General features: G+C 64.6%; 19 protein-coding genes. 10 read left to right on the forward strand and 9 right to left on the reverse strand.

All coding sequences use genetic code 11. From position 1 onward, the window contains the following. Positions 1–396 precede the first annotated feature (396 nt). Complete coding sequence (locus tag BLT08_RS20965; RefSeq protein WP_090311951.1) at positions 397–1305, reverse strand: alpha/beta fold hydrolase; 909 nt, start codon at positions 1303–1305, stop codon at positions 397–399. A gap of 463 nt (positions 1306–1768) precedes the next feature. Between BLT08_RS20965 and BLT08_RS20970 the strand changes: the two genes are divergently transcribed. Both BLT08_RS20970 and BLT08_RS20975 read left to right on the forward strand, forming a co-directional pair. Further along, on the forward strand, positions 1769–2068 hold the full coding sequence (locus BLT08_RS20970) for a TFIIB-type zinc ribbon-containing protein (RefSeq protein WP_090311953.1): 300 nt from the start codon (positions 1769–1771) through the stop codon (positions 2066–2068). Between the two features lie 40 nt (positions 2069–2108). Further along, on the forward strand, positions 2109–3014 hold the full coding sequence (locus BLT08_RS20975; RefSeq protein WP_090311955.1) for a ketopantoate reductase family protein: 906 nt from the start codon (positions 2109–2111) through the stop codon (positions 3012–3014). Positions 3015–3195: 181 nt separating this feature from the next. On the opposite strand, the gene BLT08_RS20980 is transcribed toward BLT08_RS20975, so the two are convergent. Together BLT08_RS20980 and BLT08_RS20985 are read right to left on the reverse strand one after the other, a co-directional pair. After that, a complete protein-coding gene (locus BLT08_RS20980; protein WP_090311957.1) occupies positions 3196–3561 on the reverse strand; it encodes a NifU family protein in 366 nt (121 codons plus the stop codon). A 72-nt stretch (positions 3562–3633) separates the two neighbouring features. After that, complete coding sequence (locus BLT08_RS20985) at positions 3634–4005, reverse strand: DUF5783 family protein (RefSeq protein WP_090311960.1); 372 nt, start codon at positions 4003–4005, stop codon at positions 3634–3636. A gap of 196 nt (positions 4006–4201) precedes the next feature. On the opposite strand from BLT08_RS20985, the gene BLT08_RS20990 reads away from it, so the two are divergent. Together BLT08_RS20990 and BLT08_RS20995 are read left to right on the forward strand one after the other, a co-directional pair. Next, positions 4202–4591, forward strand: a complete 390-nt coding sequence (locus BLT08_RS20990) for a hypothetical protein (RefSeq protein ID WP_175529403.1) — start codon at positions 4202–4204, stop codon at positions 4589–4591. An 821-nt stretch (positions 4592–5412) separates the two neighbouring features. Then, the gene (locus tag BLT08_RS20995; RefSeq protein WP_090311964.1) at positions 5413–6168 is read left to right on the forward strand and encodes a PHP-associated domain-containing protein; all 756 of its coding nucleotides are present in this window, start codon (positions 5413–5415) and stop codon (positions 6166–6168) included. Positions 6169–6185: 17 nt separating this feature from the next. Here BLT08_RS20995 and BLT08_RS21000 read toward each other — a convergent pair whose 3' ends face one another. From BLT08_RS21000 to hemC, 5 genes are all read right to left on the reverse strand, one after another. Further along, positions 6186–7691 carry a RecJ family nuclease gene (locus BLT08_RS21000; protein ID WP_090311967.1) on the reverse strand — a complete coding sequence of 502 codons (1506 nt, stop codon included), beginning with the start codon at positions 7689–7691 and terminating at the stop codon, positions 6186–6188. Positions 7692–7736: 45 nt separating this feature from the next. Continuing rightward, positions 7737–8096 (reverse strand): hypothetical protein, encoded by a 360-nt coding sequence (locus BLT08_RS21005; protein WP_090311970.1) that lies wholly within the window; start codon positions 8094–8096, stop codon positions 7737–7739. Positions 8097–8213: 117 nt separating this feature from the next. After that, on the reverse strand, positions 8214–8966 hold the full coding sequence (locus tag BLT08_RS21010) for a uroporphyrinogen-III synthase (RefSeq protein WP_090311972.1): 753 nt from the start codon (positions 8964–8966) through the stop codon (positions 8214–8216). A 12-nt stretch (positions 8967–8978) separates the two neighbouring features. Continuing rightward, entirely contained in the window at positions 8979–9806 is an 828-nt protein-coding gene (gene cobA, locus BLT08_RS21015) for a uroporphyrinogen-III C-methyltransferase (RefSeq protein WP_090311974.1), read from the reverse strand. Further along, on the reverse strand, positions 9807–10952 hold the full coding sequence (gene hemC / locus BLT08_RS21020) for a hydroxymethylbilane synthase (RefSeq protein ID WP_090311976.1): 1146 nt from the start codon (positions 10950–10952) through the stop codon (positions 9807–9809). Between the two features lie 205 nt (positions 10953–11157). On the opposite strand from hemC, the gene BLT08_RS21025 reads away from it, so the two are divergent. From BLT08_RS21025 to BLT08_RS21050, 6 genes are all read left to right on the forward strand, one after another. Continuing rightward, positions 11158–11523: a group I truncated hemoglobin gene (locus BLT08_RS21025; RefSeq protein ID WP_090311978.1), complete on the forward strand. Its 366-nt coding sequence runs from the start codon at positions 11158–11160 to the stop codon at positions 11521–11523. Between the two features lie 69 nt (positions 11524–11592). Next, positions 11593–12405 carry a prephenate dehydratase gene (gene pheA, locus BLT08_RS21030; protein ID WP_090311980.1) on the forward strand — a complete coding sequence of 271 codons (813 nt, stop codon included), beginning with the start codon at positions 11593–11595 and terminating at the stop codon, positions 12403–12405. Between the two features lie 139 nt (positions 12406–12544). Next, entirely contained in the window at positions 12545–13003 is a 459-nt protein-coding gene (locus BLT08_RS21035) for a peroxiredoxin (protein WP_090311982.1), read from the forward strand. Between the two features lie 74 nt (positions 13004–13077). Beyond that, positions 13078–13497, forward strand: coding sequence for an Hsp20/alpha crystallin family protein (locus BLT08_RS21040; RefSeq protein WP_090311985.1), 420 nt, complete (start codon positions 13078–13080; stop codon positions 13495–13497). 159 nt (positions 13498–13656) lie between these two features. Then, a complete protein-coding gene (leuS, locus tag BLT08_RS21045) occupies positions 13657–16317 on the forward strand; it encodes a leucine--tRNA ligase (protein WP_090311987.1) in 2661 nt (886 codons plus the stop codon). Positions 16318–16420: 103 nt separating this feature from the next. Continuing rightward, complete coding sequence (locus BLT08_RS21050; protein ID WP_090311989.1) at positions 16421–17251, forward strand: YqjF family protein; 831 nt, start codon at positions 16421–16423, stop codon at positions 17249–17251. An 18-nt stretch (positions 17252–17269) separates the two neighbouring features. On the opposite strand, the gene BLT08_RS21055 is transcribed toward BLT08_RS21050, so the two are convergent. After that, on the reverse strand, positions 17270–18268 hold the full coding sequence (locus BLT08_RS21055) for an ornithine cyclodeaminase family protein (RefSeq protein WP_090311991.1): 999 nt from the start codon (positions 18266–18268) through the stop codon (positions 17270–17272). Between the last annotated feature and the right edge of the window lie 204 nt (positions 18269–18472).

Here is an 18472-nt window from a genome sequence, read left to right on the forward strand (position 1 = left end):
GCTTCGCCACGCCCTCGGCAAAAATTCGATTAAAAGCACCGGAAGACGATCCTGCTCGCTATCGCTCGCAGGCTGCGACTTCCGAGCCTTCGTTCGCTAAACTCACGAAGACACACCTCCTTCCATTTCGTGACGCGAAGCGTCCTCAGCTCACGGCTTTGCCGTTCGCTTTGTCGCGGCGCGTAGCGCCGCGCTCTCCATATCAGTCGTCGGCTCGCTCCCTCGGCCTTCGGCCTCACTCGCGATGAGCGTCGGTCACCCGCTTGCCCTTCCCCGCTGAGCGGACGCTCGCGTCCGCGATGCTCGGGAGAGCAAGCTCTCCCGTAGAGTCGCACGACTCTCGCGTTGCTCGAGCCATGCTCCCGGCCATTTCGCTAAAACAGTAGCCGAAACCGATCAGTAACTCGCTCGAGTCACACCCGGCATCTGCGCCTTCGGATACCGCGGTTTCGGTACGCGTCGGTAGTCCGGTAACCACTCCAAGAGACTCTCGTTGAACCGCTCGGGGCGCTCTCGAGGCGTCCAGTGGCCGCAGTTTCTGATCAGATCGAGTTCGGCGTCCGGAATCCGGCGTGCGGCGCGAGCCGACCACTCGACGGGAACGAGCGGGTCTTCTTTCCCGTGGACGAGCAGCGTCGGCACGGCAAGCGAGTCGAGTTCGTCGACGAAGTTCGTCGCGACGCGGCCGTTGAACGAGAGCTCGTTGTTCTGGAACGCCTTGAACGCCTGAATCGAGCCCGGTTCCATCAGTTTCTGCCTGACGTCCTCGACGAACGGCTCGGGGAGCGCGCTCGAGTCGGCGACGAGGTTATCGAGCACCATGCGGACGCTGTCGGTCGTCGCGCCGGCGGCGATCTTGCCGAACTCGGTCATCCCCGGGACCTGCGAGAGGAGTTTCCAGGGGAGCGCGTTCGGGAGTCGACCCCCGAGGCCGTAGCTATCGACGAGCGCCAACTGCTCGACGCGGTCGGGGTGATCGAGCGCGTAGCCGAGTGCGGCCCCGCCGCCCATCGAAATGCCGGCGAGCGAGACTCGTTCGTAGGGAATCGTCTCGATGAACCCCTCGAGGATGTCGACGTACGTCTCGATGGTGTGTGTGACGTTGCCCGTACTCCGGCCGTACTCCGGCCAATCGAGGCCGTAAACGCGGTACTCCTCCGACAACGCGTCGATCGCGTGTCGCCACGAAACCGTCGCGTCGTCGATGCCCGCCCCGTGACAGAGGACGACGGGCGGACCGCTCGTGCCGGCCCGCCGATAGGCGATCCGGCAGTCGCCGATGGTCGCGACGCCGGTGCCAGTCATGGTCGGATCACGCCGTTTACGGGATGGCGAACGGTTGAACCGGAGATCGAACTGCGACGGTGTCGTCGCTCCGCAAGCGCCGATGGAGGGCACATAGTCGCCACTTTGCTTCGCCCGTTGTCGGTCTTTCTATCACCAGTCACCCATCGTGGTTCGTACGCGGGCGGTACGAAACGGTGTGGGTTGACTGGGAACGCACCGGTGGATCCCCCAGTGGTGCGACGATCTATCATGGTCCGAGTATCTGCACGGGGGCTGTATATTGTTTTCTATTACCGTGTGGTACTCTGACACGGATTTGACGGAAGTCGGAGCCGTCGCCGCTGGTGTCGCGCATTTGGTATCGCGGCTATTCGTTTATCCTCTACTCGTCTCCGGTTCGGAGAGAGTCCCACAACCGCGTTAGTCAGCCGATCTGAACACCGTGACGGCTTTATGCCGCTTCGAAGCGTGAGCTATCCACATGGCCACAGAGCAAGATCCCCCGCGACTCGGCTTCGGAACCGCACTCTACACCGAGGACGGCGAACAGGTCGGCCACATTCGGGGTTTCGACGAGGATGGCTTCTACGTCACCCTCCGCGACGGCTTCGAGGGACTGAGCGTAGACCACGTTCGGTCGGGCCACGAGTTCGGTGAAGCACACTTGATGTGGCGTTGTCTCGAGTGTGGCGAGATGGGTGAACTCGACCAGGACCTGCCGGAGAGCTGTCCCTCCTGTGGGACCGAACGCGAGAACCTCTACTACTGGACCGAGGACTAAGACGGCAACCGTTTTTATCGCGGTGGCCCCAGCCTCCGACATGGAGATCGTGGTCTTCGGAGCCGGCAGCCTCGGCAGTCTCGTCGGTGGGGTCCTCGCGCGCGAGTCACGACACGACGTCACGCTGGTCGGACGCGACCCCCACGTGCGCGCCGTTCGCGAGACGGGTCTCGAGCTCGTCGGCGAACTCGAGGCGACGACCACTCCCCATGCGACGACCGACGGTCGCAACCGTTCGGCCGACCTCGCGATCGTCACGGTCAAATCGTTCGACACGGCGGCAGCCGCCGAAACCCTCGGGACTGGGTCGTACGACACCGTCCTCTCCCTCCAGAACGGGATGGGAAACGAGGAGACGCTCGCAACCGAACTCGAGTCATCTGTTCTCGCTGGAACGATATCCTACGGCGCGCTCCTGCGGGAGCCGGGTGTAATCGAGTGCACCGGTATCGGCGACGTCGTCCTCGGTGCGCGAGAGGGGGGCCGATCGGAGCGGGCCGAACGGATCGGCGACCTGTTTTCGGCGGCCGGCCTCGAGACCACCGTCGCCGACGACATGCCCCGTCGCCTGTGGGAGAAACTCGCCGTCAACGCCGGGATCAACGCCGTGACGGCGCTGACCAGAACCGAGAACGGAGCCGTGCTCGAGCGCGAGACAAACGACCTTTCGCGCGCGGCCGCACGCGAGACGGCTCGCGTTGCCCGCGCAGACGACGTGGAGCTGTCGAATCGTGTGGCTATCGACGCGATGGAGTCCGTTGCCGGCGATACCGCGGCGAACACCTCCTCGATGCACCAGGATATCCTCGCCGAGCGACGCACCGAGATCGACGCGATCAATGGATTCGTCGTCGACCGAGGATCGGAACTGGGGCTCGAGACACCGACGAACCGCCTTCTGACGGCACTGATTCGGACGTGGGAGCGAGGACGCGGCCTTCGCTAATCGACCACCAGTACACTGCATGTGACGATACGAAATCGGTAGTGATCGACCGACGGCGAGCGTTCGCGCTGTTCGGCCACGATGTCACGCCGTCGTTGGTTTCATAATCAACTCGCGACCGTACCGGCGGCTCAGAGACTGTGATCTCAGTCGAAAACAAACGAATCGAACGCTCGAGAACTTAGAACGGGGCTTCGGGACCTTCGTCCGCGTCGCCGTCGTCGACGGTTTCGCCGGGGAACGATGGACTCATGCCGCCACCGCCGCCCATGTCGGCTTCGCCCTCCATGCCGGTGTGGGCGTTGACCTGCTCGATTTCGGGAATTTCCTTGACCATTCGGCTCTTGATCGCTTGGATCGTCATCGGCGAGATGCCACAGCCACTGCAGGCGCCACCGAGCGCGATGGTGACCTCGCCGGTCTCGCGGTCGAGGTCCTGGATTGCCGCACTACCACCGTGCATCTGAATCTGCGGGAAGTTCCGACGCAGGAAGTTCGCGACGCGGTCCTCGAGGTCGTCCCCGTCGTTCTGGGTCTCGGTACTCATACGATTCGCTTGGGTACGAGACCCCCTAAACCTTCCGTCATCTATGTTCGTCTGGGAACACGTTACGGTCGATCAGGCGAACCCGAAGACGCGCTCGAGTTCGGTTTCGATCTCCTCGACGTGTTTCTCGAGGACCTGCTCGAATCGCTCTTCCTCGACGAGGACGCCCGACAGTCGTCCGTAGGGGTTGTCGGGCAGTTCGATGCGGAACTCCCCGTCGTGTTCTCGCGGGCCTTGCCCGCTCGAATCATCCGCGGAGCTTTGCTCCGCGCTACCCTCGTAGAACGGTTCGCTCTCGTTCAGCACCTGCTGGTCGATCGCGTGGACGAGTTCGGAGTCGTAGTTGTCGTTCATTCGGTTGAACGCGTTCTTGTACGCTTGCTGGAGTTCGGGAAAGTAGTTCGCGTACTTGTCTTCGAATTTCTCGGGATCGAAGTCGGCCATAGGCGAACCGAAGGCGAGCGGAGACAAAAGTCGGACGATCGGTCGGCAGTTGCGCGATGATTCAGGCGGTTGATTTCTACGCCGCGGGACTCGTTCTCAGAATGTGACAACCAGCTAACCCGGTAGGGGTGTCCTACATACGGAGGATGCGTGCGCAAGCGGAACCAACACTCCTGCGACGCTCCTCACGAGGCACATGTCCCCGGATAATCCCCCCATTCCACGCGAAAAACTGCCACCGGGATGGGGAGCCGTGATGTTTTGCGACGGCCAGTTCGCGTATCGTCACAGACAGCCGCCGATCGAGCTCGTCGCCGATCGAACGGCGGCGAATCGGTCTCATCCCGGACTCGGACTCAGTCGATGCTGGGAACTTCGATACCAGTACTCGCTCGGTGATCGGACGATCGCCGAGTCGATCGGCCGCGTCTCGACTCGTCGAGCGGCCGTCGAGGGCGTACTGCAGTGTATGCACCACATCCACGAATCCGTCGACGAACTGGGCGGCCCAATCGAGGTACAGGAAATCCTCGACCGAGTGCGGTTCTCGGACGTCGTTCCGGACGGACAGTCCCCGACGAAGTGAGCGTCCTATCCCTGTCGATAGGGCGTACAGCCGATTCGATATAGCAGTATACAATATAACCGTGCTCAATTACGCCCGTCCGTGATCTGCGGGCTCCGGAGGGTGGCTTCTGTCGTTCGTACGGTGGTCCGACGTGCTGTGCGGGCGGTTTCAGATCACGGCTACACAGGGAACGTGCTCAGAGACGTTTCTCGACTAACCGTGGCTGTCGAATCTCGGCGCAGAAGAGTTCGACTCGTGGGTGATTCGTCTACCGCCGATTCGAGAGCGGAGTTTGCTGACCTACTGGAGTTGCGAACTCCAGTGTGCGGATAGCGTCGGTCGGGTGAGTATTGTCTATCAGTCTCTGCGGTGCTACCGTATCGAATCCACGACAGAGTTCCACCGATTTGGCCCTCGCGCGCACGGTGATATACGTACTGCCACCTCTCGTTCGGTGATCGAGCGCTCTCATTGTGCAATACGTTGCTCGGTCCGGGACGCCTCGCCCGATTACGTCGAGTTGCAGCAGGGTCGGGGCCGGTTCGAACCCCAGCGCTGTAATTGGACTCTCACGAACCCGAACTGCGTCGGTCATTTCGAGCGCCGACGTTCGATGGGTGGTGTTCGATCCGCGTTTGGTCTCTCGAGGGAGTATACGCGTTCGACGCCCCGATTCGTCTGCAACGCTTTCCCGTCATTCGTCGATCGAACTGCCGAGTAATCGTGCTATGAATCCCATAGTGCGATATTGAATCCTCCGTCCCGTCGGGAAGATATCCAGCGGAGCGCTTATGCTTTCGTCTGCGAATGGGTAGGCACGGAAGCCACCCGATGGTCCTATGATATCTCAGATTCCCTTTGCTATCGACTTCCACGTCCACTCGGACGACTCGTACGACGGGCACGAACCGATCGAACTCATCCTCGAGCAGGCGGCCGATATCGGCCTCGACGGGGTCGTTATCACCGATCATGACGAGATCAGCGAGTCGATTCGGGCCGCCGAACTCGCGCCGGAGTACGGCCTGATCGGCATTCCCGGCGTCGAGGTGTCGACTCGCCACGGCCACCTGCTGGCGATCGGCGTCGAAGAGCGCCCCGACCCCGGTCAACCGTTCATGGAAACCGTCGAAACCGTTCGTGAACTCGGCGGAATCGCGATCGTCCCCCACCCCTTCCAGCGCAGCCGTCACGGCGTCCGCAAACGGCGGATCGAGGACGCCGACGCGATCGAGACCTACAACTCGATGGTCTTTACGGGCTATCGAAACCGTCGCGCCCGGACGTTCGCGCGCCGTCGCGACTATCCGGAAATCGGTGCGAGCGACGCCCACTACCTTCCCAACGTCGGCAAGGCCTACACGGAAATCCTCGTCACGCCCGACGCCGAGAACCCGACCAAAGCGGATATCGATGGCGACGAACTCGTCGACGCCATCCTCGAGGGCCGAACACAGATCCGCGGCAAGCGCACGCCGATTCACAAGAGCACGGTCCAGTACGCCAAGGGGGCGGTTCGTAAGTCGACGTATCTGTTGACCAAGCGTGCGCCGCTGGTGCCGACGGTGCCGGCGTCGATGGATCGATCGAGCTAACGATCGCGACGCGCCGTTCAGGACAGTTGCTCGCCGACAATCTCGTCGGCTCGTTCAATAAACGTCTCTTCCTCGCCTTTCGGTACCGTCGCACCGGCGGCGACGTCGTGTCCACCGCCGTCGCCGCCGACGGCTCGAGAGGCCTCGCCCATGACGACCGAGAGATCGAGCCCCTGGCGGACCAGATTGTGGGTCCCGCGGGAGGACACTTTCACCTCGTCCTCGTTTTTTACCGCCAACGCGAGGATCGGCTTCGATCGACTGATCCCCTCGTTCCCCATCGCCATCCCGGCGACGATGCCGACGATGGTCTCGCGGATCTCGTCGCCCGCGTCGAACCACTGGAGGTGTTCCTCGTGTGTAACACCTTCGCGCGTGACGAGGTCGATCCCGTTCGAGAGGTTCCGCCGGTGATCCCGGAGGAGCTTTCGCGCGCGCTCGAGTGCGTCGCCCCGATCCCCGAGACAGACGCCGAGACCGACGTCGGCGCGTTCGTAGCGAGCAGTCGCGTTGAGCAGCGTCGAGAACTCGCTGGCGTCTCGGAGTTCGGTGCCGACGGGTTCCGCGGGCAGCACGTAGGCGGTGCTGACGAGTTGGTCGATCTTCGACGCGGGAACGCCCTTCGAGACGGCCCGTTGGACGAGTGCGCTGGCGACGGTCTGTTTCTCGTCGTTCGAGAGGCCGGACCACCGGCGCCACTCGCCGTCCTGTTTTAGGTCGAGATCGAGTCCGTCGAGGAATCGGAGCGAACCGCCCTCGCTGTTGGAGATGCCGGGGATGTGGACGTCGGTGGCGTACTCGAACAGCTTGGGGAGGGGGCGGGTCTGCTTCCCGTAGAGCGCGAGATCCGTGCCGGTCTCGACGACGCCGGCCTCGACGCCCTCTTCGACGATCTTGGCGTTCGCGCCGTGGAGTTCGCCGCTCGAGGCCTGCATGTCGCCGACGGCGCCGACGACGGCCAGCGCGGCCAGATCGCGGTTGTCGGCGCGGGCGTCGCTGGTCCCGCTCGCGGTGACGATCCCGCCGTCGGACCGCGGCTCCGTCCGGTCGCCGTCGGCCGACGTCTCTTCAGCCGAAAGTTGAACCTCCGCGAGCGCGCGGGCGAGCACGTAGCTCGCACCCGCACCCGAGAGCTCTGAGGCGCCGTTGATCCCGAACAGGAGCGGATTGAGGTGGTACTCGGTCTCCCGGTCGGCGGGCTGGTGGTGGTCCGCGATGACGGGCGTGAAGTCGCCCGCGTCTTCGCGTTCGCCGATGATATCGAGCTGGCCGCTCCCGAAGTCGGTGAAGAGTACAGTCTCGTAGTCGGTCGCCGCGATCTCGGCGATAGCGGTTTCGTCGAGCTGTTTCTCGAAGACCGTCTCGAACGGGATCTCGGCCCGCTCGAGCGCGCTCGCGGCGATTGCGGCGCTGGTCAGCCCGTCGGCGTCGATGTGGGAGGCCAGCAGCACGCGGTCGGCGTCGCACAGCCGCGTCGCACACCGAGTCGCACGATCCTCGAGTTCGGGTACTGGCCCAGCCATGGAGGTATCGTTGGTGCGGCTTCGGTCATAAAGTTGCGGTCTGGTTCAGAGAAAGAGCATCTCGACCACCGGTTCGCGGAACAGGAGCAGGAGGATGTTGTTGACCGCGAACAGGGTGTACAGCACGACGACTATCCCGATGAAGCGGACGTCCATCGGGTCCGAGAGGACGTGACCGATCAGTACGACGGCGGCGGCGTAGCAGAGGGCCGCGAGCAGGACGCCAGGCAGTCCGAACAGCTGATAGAACAGGACGGTGACGGGGTTGAGTTCGGTCGCGTACGGAACCAGAAAGAACAGCGTCGCTGCGATGGCGTCGATCGCCCAGAGGACGAGAAACGCGGCTCGGAGCCCGACGGAGTTCGGCGGATCCAGACTACCCTTACGAAACGTTTCGACTGCCATAGACAGTAGATAGAAGGGGTCTCACGGGGGAAGATATTGACCTTGCCAGCTCTGGTTGTGTGCGACTCTCACGCGCTCTACGCTCGTCTGCTCGGTTCGATCGCGTAATCGATTGGGCTACTCGCCGGCGCGTCGAACGGCTTCGAGCGTCTCCCGCGCGAGCGCCTCGAACGTGGCCTCGTCGGGCACCACGTCGATGTCGATTCCGTGTGCGGCCGCTGTTTCGGCCGTCGGCGCGCCGATGACGCCGACGGTGGTCTCGGCCAGCCCCTCGAGTGCCTCCGCACGGAGTCCGCGCTCGGCCGCGGCCTCGAGGAAGTGTTCGACGGTCAGCGACGAGGTGAAGCAGACGGCGTCGAGGTCGCCTGCGGCGGCGAGCGCGGCGGACTCGCCACTCTCGTCGGGCCGAACGAGCCGGTAGAGGACCGTCTCGTGGACGTACGCACCCGCGGCCTCGAATCCCTCGAGCAACACCGGGCTGCCGTGGTCGCTGCGGGCGACTTCGACGCGCGCCCCGTCGACCTCGTTTTTCAGCGTTTCGACGAGTCCGCTCGAGGTGAACTCCTCGGGAACGACGTCGATCGCGTACCCCTCCCCGCGGAGCGCGTCGGCCGTCGCGGGACCGATCGCACAGACGGTTTCGCCGCTGGGTTCCCAGCCCGCCTCCGAGACGAGTTCCGCGCCCGTCTTGCTCGTGAAGACGACGTACTCGGCGTCGGTTCGGGGCGTCGCGTCGGTCGGTTCGACGGCGAGCATCGGGTCCGCTACGGGGTCGGCACCGAGGTCCTCGAGCAGGCTGATCGCATCTGCGATCCGCTCGTCGTCGGGCCGGAAGACGGCAACAGTGGGTGTCTCTGGTGTCTCACTCATCGTGGGCCCCTCTCAGTCGTCCTCGCTGACGTCGCCGTAGTCGTTTTGTAGAAAGTCGACCACCGACTCGCGACTGCCGGCGACGTCGCCGATCACCGTCACGGCGGGCGGAGAGATCTCAGCCTCGTCGCGGACGTCGACGATGGTCTCGAGCGTTCCCGTCGCAACCTGCTGGCCCGGCCAGGTGCCGCGTTCGACGAGGGCCACGGGCGTCTCGGGGGCCATGCCGGACTCAAGCAGGGCTTTCGTGTAGTCGGGAAGCCGGCCGACGCCCATCAGAACGACGATGGTGCCGCCGGTCGCGGCGAGCGCGCCCCAGTCGACGGCGGACTCCTCCTTGGTCGGATCCTCGTGACCCGTGACGAACGAGACGGAGGAGGCGTGATCGCGATGGGTGACCGGGACGCCGGCGACCGCGGGCGCGGCGATGGCCGACGTAACTCCGGGCACGACCTCAAATGGTACATCGTGGGCCGCGAGATACTCGGCCTCCTCGCCGCCGCGGCCGAAGACGAACGAGTCGCCGCCTTTGAGCCGAACGATCAACTTCCCTTCGCGGGCGAGTTCGACCAGTCGCTCGTTGATCTCGGACTGGGGCGTGCGCTCGCCGCCGGCGCGTTTGCCGACGTCCTCGCGGCGGTCCTCGGGGAGCATCTCGATGATCTTCGGGCCCGGAAGCTTGTCGTGGAGGACGACGTCGGCCGACTCGAGCAGCCGGTAGGCCTTGACGGTCAGGAGTTCGGGGTCGCCGGGACCGCTGCCGACGAGGTAGACGGTGCCGGGGTCGACGTCGATGGATTCGAACTCGGTGGAATCAGTCGACGTGTCCGTCTCCGTCATCTACTTCCCCTCCGGCTTCTCTTCCTCGGAGATGTCGGCTTCGTCCTCGTCTTCGTCGGCTGCCTTTCGAGCCTGCTCGATCAGTTCTGCTGCGCCGCGATCGGCCAGATCCTGCGCGAAGTCGCGAGCGGCCTCGACGTGGCTCTCGATCGGCAGATCGCGGCCCGCCACGACCGACTCCTCGCCGTCGCGGTCGAAGACGCTGACGTTCGCGTGGACGTACTCGCCTTGGACGACCGCGTAGATCCCGACCGGCGCGATACAGCCGCCGCCGAGTTCCGCGAGGATCGTCCGTTCGACGGTCGTCTCGACGCGACTGCGCGGGTGATCGATCACCGACTGGATCTCGCGGGCCGTCTCGCCGTCGACCGCGGTCACCGCCAGCGCGCCCTGGCCCGGTGCCGGGACGAACGCGTTCGTCGGCAGTTTCCGGTAGTCGACGTACTGAGCGAAGCCGCTGCGTTCGAGGCCCGCCTGGGCCAGCACGATCGCGTCGAACTCGGTCTCGACCTCGCGGCCGAGGGCCTGTCGTTCGAGTTCGGAGAGGCCGTCGAACCAGTCGTCGACGGTCTGGTCGAACTCGGGTTCGAAGTCGTCGTTCCCGGTGTTCCCCTTGCGCTCTTTGTCAGCTTCCGTCCGCTCCTCGTGTTCCGCCTGCAGCGCGGGCGCGAGCAGTTTCTCGAGGCGCGTATCCACGTTTCCGCGCAGCGGCTCGACGGTAAGGTCGGGTCGCTCGGAAAGCAGTTGCGCGCGACGGCGGAGACTCGAGGTGCCGACGGTCGCGCCGTCGGGGAGTTCCTCGAGCGTCGAGCCGTCGGGCGTGACGAGGATGTCGCCCGGCTTCCCGCGCTCCGGCACCGCGGCGGTCACCAGCTCTTCGGGCTGTTCGGTGGGCATGTCCTTCATCGAGTGGATCGCGCCGTCGAGGTCGCCCTCGAGGACGCGCTCGTCGAGTTCGCGGACGAACGCGCCGGTCTTCCCCAGTCGATGGATCAGTTCGTCTCTGATCTGGTCGCCCGTCGTGTCGACGGTGACGAGTTCGACCTCGTACCGCCGATCCTCTAAGGCCTCCTGTACCAGCGAGGCCTGCCGCCGAGCGAGTGTGGACCCCCGTGTCGCCAATCGAAGCGTCCCGCGCGTTCTCATAGGGATGAGTCGTCGCCTCGGGTATGAAAAGCGCACGCTTGTCGGCCGCTAACCGGTCGACTCGATTATATGTGTCTACAGGGCTTCGCTGTGATCGATTTGCGGCGGAACCTGACCGATATCGACGATATCTCTCTTCCGGAAATTCCGACGGGAACACGTTCGGACGGACACTTATACACCCGCCATTCGTAGGACCGGCCGGATGAGCGAAACTCTGTACGACCGACTCGGCGGCGAGGACGCCATCGCGGCAGTCGTCGACCGGTTTTACGAACGCGTGATTGCGGACGAACAGGTCGCCCACTACTTCGACGACGTCGATATGCAGAAACAACGCGCCCACCAGACTCAGTTTATCAGCGCGGTCGCGGGCGGTCCCGTCGACTACTCCGGTGCGGACATGGAGGCCGCACACGACGACCTCGGGATCACGAAACCCGACTTCGACGCTATCGTTGCCCATCTCGAGGCGACGCTCGAGGAGTTCGAGGTCCCGGCGGACGACCGGAACGCGGTCCTCGAAGCCGTCGGCCAGTACGAGGACGATATCGTCACGGTGACGGCCTAAGTCACGAACCGACGGTCGACTCCTGTGGGACCCGAGGTCTTTTCATCCCGTCGCGGGTATCACCACGCAATGGCTGCAGTTACGCTGGGTCCCGAAGGAACCTACTCACACCGGGCGGCAACGGCGGTCGCGAACGGCGACGAGATCGACTTCCGCCAGTCGGTGACGGCGATCGTCGACGCCGTCGCGGGCGGCGAGTACGACCGCGGCGTCATCCCGATCGAGAACAGCATCGAGGGCTCCGTCACGGAGAGTCTCGACGCACTCGCGGAGTACGACGTCGCCGTCGTCCGCGAGATCGTCACCCCCATCAAACACGCGCTCCTCGCACAGGGGCCGGAGTTCGACACCGTCGCCAGCCACTCGCAGGCGCTCGCCCAGTGTCGCTCCTACCTCGAGCGCGAGTACCCCGACGCCTCGCTCGAGGCCGTCGCGAGCACGGCCCAGAGCGTCGAGTTCGCCCGCGACGATCCCTCTATCGCGGGCATCGCTCACCCGGACAACGGCGGCGACGGCATCGAGGTCCTCGCCGAGGACATTCAGGATCAGGACTCGAACGCGACGCGTTTCTTCGCGCTCGCGCCCGCCGAGGAGCGCTCGAAGGGCGGCGGCAAGAGCTCGCTCGTGGTCTATCCGAACGCGAACTACCCGGGGCTGTTGCTCGAACTCCTCCAGCCCTTCGCGAACCGTGACATCAACCTCACGCGGGTCGAATCTCGCCCCAGCGGCCAGCGACTGGGCGACTACGTCTTCCACGTCGACATCGAAGCCGGCCTCTACGAGTCCCGGACGAAGGAGGCGATCGAGGATCTCGAGGAGCTAGCGGAGAAGGGCTGGGTTCGGCGGCTGGGGTCGTACGATACCGAGCACGTGGTCGGGTAGGTCGGCGGTTCGAAACCGGAGTGGTGCGGTCCCGAGACGATCCGCTTTAACCTCGTTCGCTGAGCGGCGTCGCTGCGATTCTACCGGTCTGCTTTCTCGGACCACAAACGGTTTTCCGCATCCCCGCGGGAGTACGCATATGACACTCGACGAAGGGTCCGATGCCCCGACCGTAACCGCACCGAACCAGGACGGCGAGGCGGTCAGCCTCGAGTTCGACGAGCCGACGGTCGTCTACTTCTACCCGAAAGACGACACCCCCGGCTGTACGATCGAGGCCAACCAGTTCCAGCGCGAGTACGAGACCTACCGCGATGCGGGCGTCGACGTCTACGGCGTCTCGCGGGACGACGTCGACTCGCACGACTCCTTCTGCCAGCAGGAGGGCCTCGAGTTCGATCTGCTCGCCGATCCGGACGCCGAGATCGCCGACGCCTTCGACGTCGAACTGCGTGACAGCGGCGTTACGACGCGGACGACGTTCTTCCTCGCCGACGGCGAGGTGAAGGCGGTCTACGAGAGCGTCGACCCGGACGGACACGCGCGTGATATCCTGTTAGACGCGCTCGACGACGGGCTGGTGTCGCTGCCGGAGTAGGACTGGTGGTCACTACCGGTTGTGACCTTCTACCGCGGGCAGAATTTATCCTGCTCGAACCCGTAGCAGCGAGTATGCGAAAGAACCCGTTCGAAGATATCGAGGAGATGCTCGACCGCGTCAGCCGGCAGGTCGAATCGGGGATGACCAGCGGCGGTCTCCAGGTGCCGGGGTCGGTCCCGGCCGACGTCGTCGACACGGGTGAAGAATACCTCGTCACGGCCGATCTACCCGGCTACGAGACCGACGACATCGAACTGACGCTCTCGGAGGGAACGCTGCGCCTCGAGGCCAGCCGCGAGGACGAGGAAGCCTCGTCGGAGGGGCGCTACCTCCGACGCGAACGGACGCGAACGTCGGCGAACCGTCGAATCCGGCTGCCGGAACCGGTCGAGGAAGAGGAGGTGTCGGCCGGCTACGAGAACGGCGTGCTGACGGTTCGTCTGCCGAAGGTTACCGGCGGCGAGACGTCGAAAGAGATCGACATCGAGTGACCGCGTTTCGGATACGTCGATCGTCCGTTCCAACCGTTTTTTCGATCGGCGTCGTTTTCCACTGACGCCTCGAGACGACGATTCCTCGTCCGAGTGTCGATTCGTTTGGACGGCATGACGAAAGCTATAGGGCGGCGACGCCCGGACACGTATATAAGAATGAGCGACGCGGGATACGACCACGCGGCGGTCGAACGGCGCTGGCAGGAGGCGTGGGACGACGAAGACGCCTATCGGACGCCCGACGACGTCGAGGATCCGACGTACGTCCTCGGCATGTACCCCTACCCGTCGGGCAAACTCCACATGGGCCACGTCCGAAACTACACGATTACGGACGCCTATGCGCGATTCCGACGCATGCAGGGCGACGAGGTCCTCCACCCGATGGGCTGGGACGCCTTCGGTCTTCCCGCCGAGAACGCGGCCAAGGAGCGCGACACTAACCCGCGGGACTGGACGTTCGACTGCATCGACACGATGACCGACCAGATGGAGTCGATGGGCTTTGGCTACGACTGGGATCGCGAAATCGCTACCTGCACGCCCGAGTACTACCAGTGGAACCAGTGGCTCTTCTCGCGGTTCCACGAGGAAGGACTCGTCGAGCGCCGCGACGCCGAGGTCAACTGGTGTGAAGACTGCGGCACCGTGCTCGCCGACGAACAGGTCGAAGGCGAGGACGAACTGTGTTGGCGCTGTGGGATGCCGGTCGAACAGCGCGAACTCGAGCAGTGGTTCCTGCGGATCACCGAGTACGCGGACGAGTTGCTCGAGGATATCGACGATCTCGAGGGCTGGCCGAACTCGGTGCGCCAGATGCAGCGCAACTGGATCGGGCGGCAGTTCGGGACGGAACTGGAGTTTCAGGTGGCAGGTCACGGATCCGTCGAGGCCTTCACTACCCGCGTCGACACCATCCACGGGGCGACGTTCTTTGCGCTCGCGCCGGACCACCCGATCAGCGAGGAGTTGGCCGAGGCGGACGACGACGTTCATCGGTTCGTCGAGCACGAAGCGGACCCCGAAGGTGACGAACCGAACGGGGTCGCGACGGATCTGACCGCGACGAACCCCGTGACGGGCGAGGAGATTCCCGTTTACGTCGCCGATTTCGTCCTCTCGGACGTCGGGACGGGCGCGCTGATGGCCGTCCCGGGCCACGACGAGCGCGACCACGCCTTCGCGACGAAGATGGACGAGGAGATCAAGCCGGTCATCGCGCCGAAACCCGACGACTGGGACGGCGAGACCGTCCCCGACGCGCCGGACGTCAGCGAGGAGGCGTTCACCGACGACGGCGTGCTCGTGAACTCGGGCGAGTACTCCGGTCTCGAGAGCGAGACGGCCCGCGAACGACTGACCGCGGATATCGACAGCGCCGCGGAGTCCACGCAGTACCAGCTTCGCGACTGGGGGATCTCCCGCCAACGGTACTGGGGAACGCCGATCCCGGTCGTTCACTGCCACGACGACTGCGGCGCCGTCATGGTGCCCGAGGAGGATCTGCCCGTCGAGCTGCCGGAGTTCATCAACACCACCGGAAATCCGCTCGACGAAGCCGAGGAGTGGAAACGGACGACCTGTCCCGACTGCGGCGGCGACGCAACTCGAGAGACGGACACGATGGACACCTTCGTCGACTCCTCGTGGTACTTCCTGCGCTACGTCTCGCCCGACGCGGACGACGTACCGTTCGACCTCGAGCGGGCCAACGACTGGATGCCCGTCGACCAGTACGTCGGCGGCATCGAACACGCCGTGATGCACCTGCTGTACTCCAGGTTCTTCACGAAGGTGCTGGCCGACTACGAGGGGCTCGAGCACCGCGAGCCCTTCGAGAACCTGTTGGCCCAGGGGATGGTCCAGCTGGAGGGCGAGAAGATGTCCAAGTCGAAGGGGAACACGGTCTCGCCACAGCGGATCGTCGAGGAGTACGGCGCCGACACGGCCCGCCTGTTCATGATGCAGGCCGCCCAGCCCGAACGCGACTTCGACTGGAGCGAGGAGGGCGTTCGGTCGACGTACGCCTTCCTGAGTCGACTGCAGGAGATGGTGGATGGCTACGTGTCGGACGATCCCGAGGGCGAGGACGACGCCATCGCCAGCTACGTCGACGCAGAGATCGATGCGACGATCGCCATCGCCAGCGGCGAGTACGACGAGCTGACGTTCAACCGAGCGCTGCGCGAGACCCAGGATCTGACTCGGACGCTCCGGCAGTACGCCGACTACGCCGAACCCCACGCCGAAACCTACGAACGCGGACTGTCGGCCGTCGTTCGCCTGCTCGCGCCGGTCGCTCCCCACCTCGCCGAAGAGCTGTGGCACGAACTGGGATACGACGGCTTCGTCGTCGACGCCGAGTGGCCGACCGCGCAGGTCGACCGCGACTACGTCGCCAAGCGCCGACGGCTGGTCCAGAACACCCGCGAGGATATCCGCGACATCGTCGAGGTGGCCGGTATCGAAGACCCCGAGGCGATCGACGTCGTCGTCGCGCCCGACTGGACGTACGACGCCCTCGAGATCGCCATCGAGAGCGACGCCGACAACCTGATCGGCGAACTCATGCAGGAATCACACATTCGCGAGCAGGGCGACGCCGCCGCCAGCTACGGACAGGACCTGCAGGCCGAACGCGAGGCGCTCTCGATGACGCTCGGTCCCGACGACGAGCACGCGGCCCTCGAGTCCGCGGCGTGGCTGATCGAACGCGAGTTCGACGCGCCGGTGTCGGTCGTCCACGCCGAGGAAGCTGACGACAGCGTGCTCACAAACGCCGAACCCGGCCGACCGGCGATCGAGATCGAGGACTGACCGCAGTCGGTGTCGAACCTCCACCACATCTAACAGACGGCTGTCTGATTTATATCGCTTCCCGCCGTATCGTGACGCACAGCCCTCGCGCTGGTTCTCGAGGATGACACAACAGAACGAGAGAAAGAGACGCACGCGGACACGACACCGGAAACGAACCGACCCGTTCCGATGGACGTTTGCTGACGGGTCGTCGCCGACCGCGCCACACGTCGCGTCGATGACGTGGCGCGACGGATCGTTTCTCAACTGGCCCGTCGATCCCGACGCGCTTCGCTCGCACGTACCCGACGAGTTGACGCTCGAGACGTACGACGGCGACGCCTGGCTCAGCGTCCTCCCGTTCGTGCTCACGAACGCCGGCCTCCGCGGATCGCCACCGATCACTCGAACGGCGGTCGCCGAACTCAACGTCCGGACGTACGTCCGCCACCGCGGCGATCCCGGCCTGTTCTTCTTCAGTATCGACGTCGGAAGCCCGTTGGTCGCCGCGACCGTCGGCCGAACGACTCGGCTGCCGGTCTACCACGCCCACATGCGAGTCGGTGCCAACGACGAGGGCGTCTCGTTCTCGAGCACGCGGAGCCAGACCGCCGTCGGTGCTCGACCGCGGTTCGACGACGACCAGTCCACAGCGCGGTTCTCCGCGACGTATCAGCCCGACGACGAGGTTTTCATCCCGGAGCCGGGAACGCTGGCGCACTGGCTCGTCGAGCGGCGGCGGTTCTACGCCGCCGAGGAGAATCGGGGCGTCCTGTCGGGTGAAATCGCACACGACCCGTGGCCCTTGCAGCCGGCGACCGTCACGATCGACGAGAATACGATGTTCGAGGCGAACGACCTGCCGGAGCCGACGGGCGACCCCGTCGTCTACTACTGCGACGAACTTCGGATGACGGGATCGATTCCCCGGCGGCTCCGCGATCGACGATAGTCCGACGCGGACGCGATTTCAGTTCGCGTCGCCGACGCCGACGAGATCGAACGGCTGGCCGTCGTCCGCCGCTCGAGCGTTCTCGTAGACGACGTGTGCCGCGGCGACGTCCTGAATGGCCAGTCCGGTAGAGTCGAAGACGGTGACGCCCGTCTCGTCCGTTCGGCCCGGTTTCGAGCCGACGACGACCTCGCCGATCTCGGCGTGGATGTCGTCGTCGGTCAAAGTGCCTTTGTGGTAGGGGACGTTGATCTCACCCGAGTGGGTGCACTGTTCGTGGTCGTCGATGACGATCGTGGCCGCCTGCAGGAGGTCGTCGGCCAGTTCGTGTTTCCCTTCCGCGTCGGCCCCGATCGCGTTAATGTGGGTGCGGTCGCCGACGTCGTCCGGGCCGACGATGGGGTCCTTGACGGGGGTTACCGTCGAGAGGATGTCGCAGTGGCCGGCCTCCGCAATCGAACCGGCGCGAACGTCGAACCGATCGTCGTAAGCGTCAATGAACGCGTCGACGCGTGCGTCGTCCGGGTCCGAGACGACGACCTCCTCGATCGATCGGATCTCGCTGATCGCCTCGAGTTGCGTATAGGACTGGACGCCAGCGCCGACGAGCCCGAGACTCGAGGCGTCGTCGACGGCGAGGTAGTCAGTCGCGACGGCTGCCGCGGCGCCGGTACGTTTCATCGTGAGCGTCGTGCCGTCCATGATCGCCTTCGGGAAAGCGGTCTCGGGGTCGGAGTAGATCATCGTTCCCAGAACGGTTGGCAGGTCGTGGTCTCCGGGGTTGTCCGGGTGGACGTTGACCCACTTCAGGCCGGCGGCGTCCCAGTCGTCGGTCTCGAGGTAGGCCGGCATCGATCGGAAGTCGCCGTTGTACTGCGGGAGATCGATGTAGGACTTCGCGGGCATCTGCGTGTCTCCGCGTTCGAACGCGGCGAATGCTTGCTCGACCGCGTCGATGACGTCGCCGAGTTGCGCGTAGTCGTCGACGTCGTCGCTGTCCAGGAGAAGCGTGTTCATAGTGGCGAATATTGCGGCACCGTCTTAGTAGGTTCGAATTGTCAGGCCGACACAGTCGGGGTTTCAGTGCCGACGTGCGGCGAGTCTCCACCGAACTTGTTATTCGGGCAACTCGACCGAACGGCCGAAATACGACCAGTTAAATATCGATAGCGGGTGTACTATCGCACTGAACGAACTGTGTTCGGACTTCCCGACAACGAT

The organism is Natronorubrum texcoconense (assembly GCF_900100335.1).
Taxonomy (GTDB): Archaea; Halobacteriota; Halobacteria; order Halobacteriales; family Natrialbaceae; genus Natronorubrum; species Natronorubrum texcoconense.

What these genes read in the sequence shown, in the direction of transcription:
- cobA (WP_090311974.1), bottom strand. Translation starts at nt 9,806, where the DNA reads ATGACGGAGACGGACACGTCGACTGATTCCACCGAGTTCGAATCCATC.
- BLT08_RS21055 (WP_090311991.1), bottom strand. Translation starts at nt 18,268, where the DNA reads ATGAACACGCTTCTCCTGGACAGCGACGACGTCGACGACTACGCGCAA.
- BLT08_RS20995 (WP_090311964.1), top strand. Translation starts at nt 5,413, where the DNA reads ATGATATCTCAGATTCCCTTTGCTATCGACTTCCACGTCCACTCGGAC.
- leuS (WP_090311987.1), top strand. Translation starts at nt 13,657, where the DNA reads ATGAGCGACGCGGGATACGACCACGCGGCGGTCGAACGGCGCTGGCAG.
- BLT08_RS21025 (WP_090311978.1), top strand. Translation starts at nt 11,158, where the DNA reads ATGAGCGAAACTCTGTACGACCGACTCGGCGGCGAGGACGCCATCGCG.
- BLT08_RS21050 (WP_090311989.1), top strand. Translation starts at nt 16,421, where the DNA reads ATGACACAACAGAACGAGAGAAAGAGACGCACGCGGACACGACACCGG.
- pheA (WP_090311980.1), top strand. Translation starts at nt 11,593, where the DNA reads ATGGCTGCAGTTACGCTGGGTCCCGAAGGAACCTACTCACACCGGGCG.
- BLT08_RS21040 (WP_090311985.1), top strand. Translation starts at nt 13,078, where the DNA reads ATGCGAAAGAACCCGTTCGAAGATATCGAGGAGATGCTCGACCGCGTC.
- BLT08_RS20975 (WP_090311955.1), top strand. Translation starts at nt 2,109, where the DNA reads ATGGAGATCGTGGTCTTCGGAGCCGGCAGCCTCGGCAGTCTCGTCGGT.
- BLT08_RS21035 (WP_090311982.1), top strand. Translation starts at nt 12,545, where the DNA reads ATGACACTCGACGAAGGGTCCGATGCCCCGACCGTAACCGCACCGAAC.
- BLT08_RS20990 (WP_175529403.1), top strand. Translation starts at nt 4,202, where the DNA reads ATGTCCCCGGATAATCCCCCCATTCCACGCGAAAAACTGCCACCGGGA.
- BLT08_RS20965 (WP_090311951.1), bottom strand. Translation starts at nt 1,305, where the DNA reads ATGACTGGCACCGGCGTCGCGACCATCGGCGACTGCCGGATCGCCTAT.
- BLT08_RS21000 (WP_090311967.1), bottom strand. Translation starts at nt 7,691, where the DNA reads ATGGCTGGGCCAGTACCCGAACTCGAGGATCGTGCGACTCGGTGTGCG.
- BLT08_RS20985 (WP_090311960.1), bottom strand. Translation starts at nt 4,005, where the DNA reads ATGGCCGACTTCGATCCCGAGAAATTCGAAGACAAGTACGCGAACTAC.
- BLT08_RS20970 (WP_090311953.1), top strand. Translation starts at nt 1,769, where the DNA reads ATGGCCACAGAGCAAGATCCCCCGCGACTCGGCTTCGGAACCGCACTC.
- BLT08_RS21010 (WP_090311972.1), bottom strand. Translation starts at nt 8,966, where the DNA reads ATGAGTGAGACACCAGAGACACCCACTGTTGCCGTCTTCCGGCCCGAC.
- BLT08_RS21005 (WP_090311970.1), bottom strand. Translation starts at nt 8,096, where the DNA reads ATGGCAGTCGAAACGTTTCGTAAGGGTAGTCTGGATCCGCCGAACTCC.
- BLT08_RS20980 (WP_090311957.1), bottom strand. Translation starts at nt 3,561, where the DNA reads ATGAGTACCGAGACCCAGAACGACGGGGACGACCTCGAGGACCGCGTC.
- hemC (WP_090311976.1), bottom strand. Translation starts at nt 10,952, where the DNA reads ATGAGAACGCGCGGGACGCTTCGATTGGCGACACGGGGGTCCACACTC.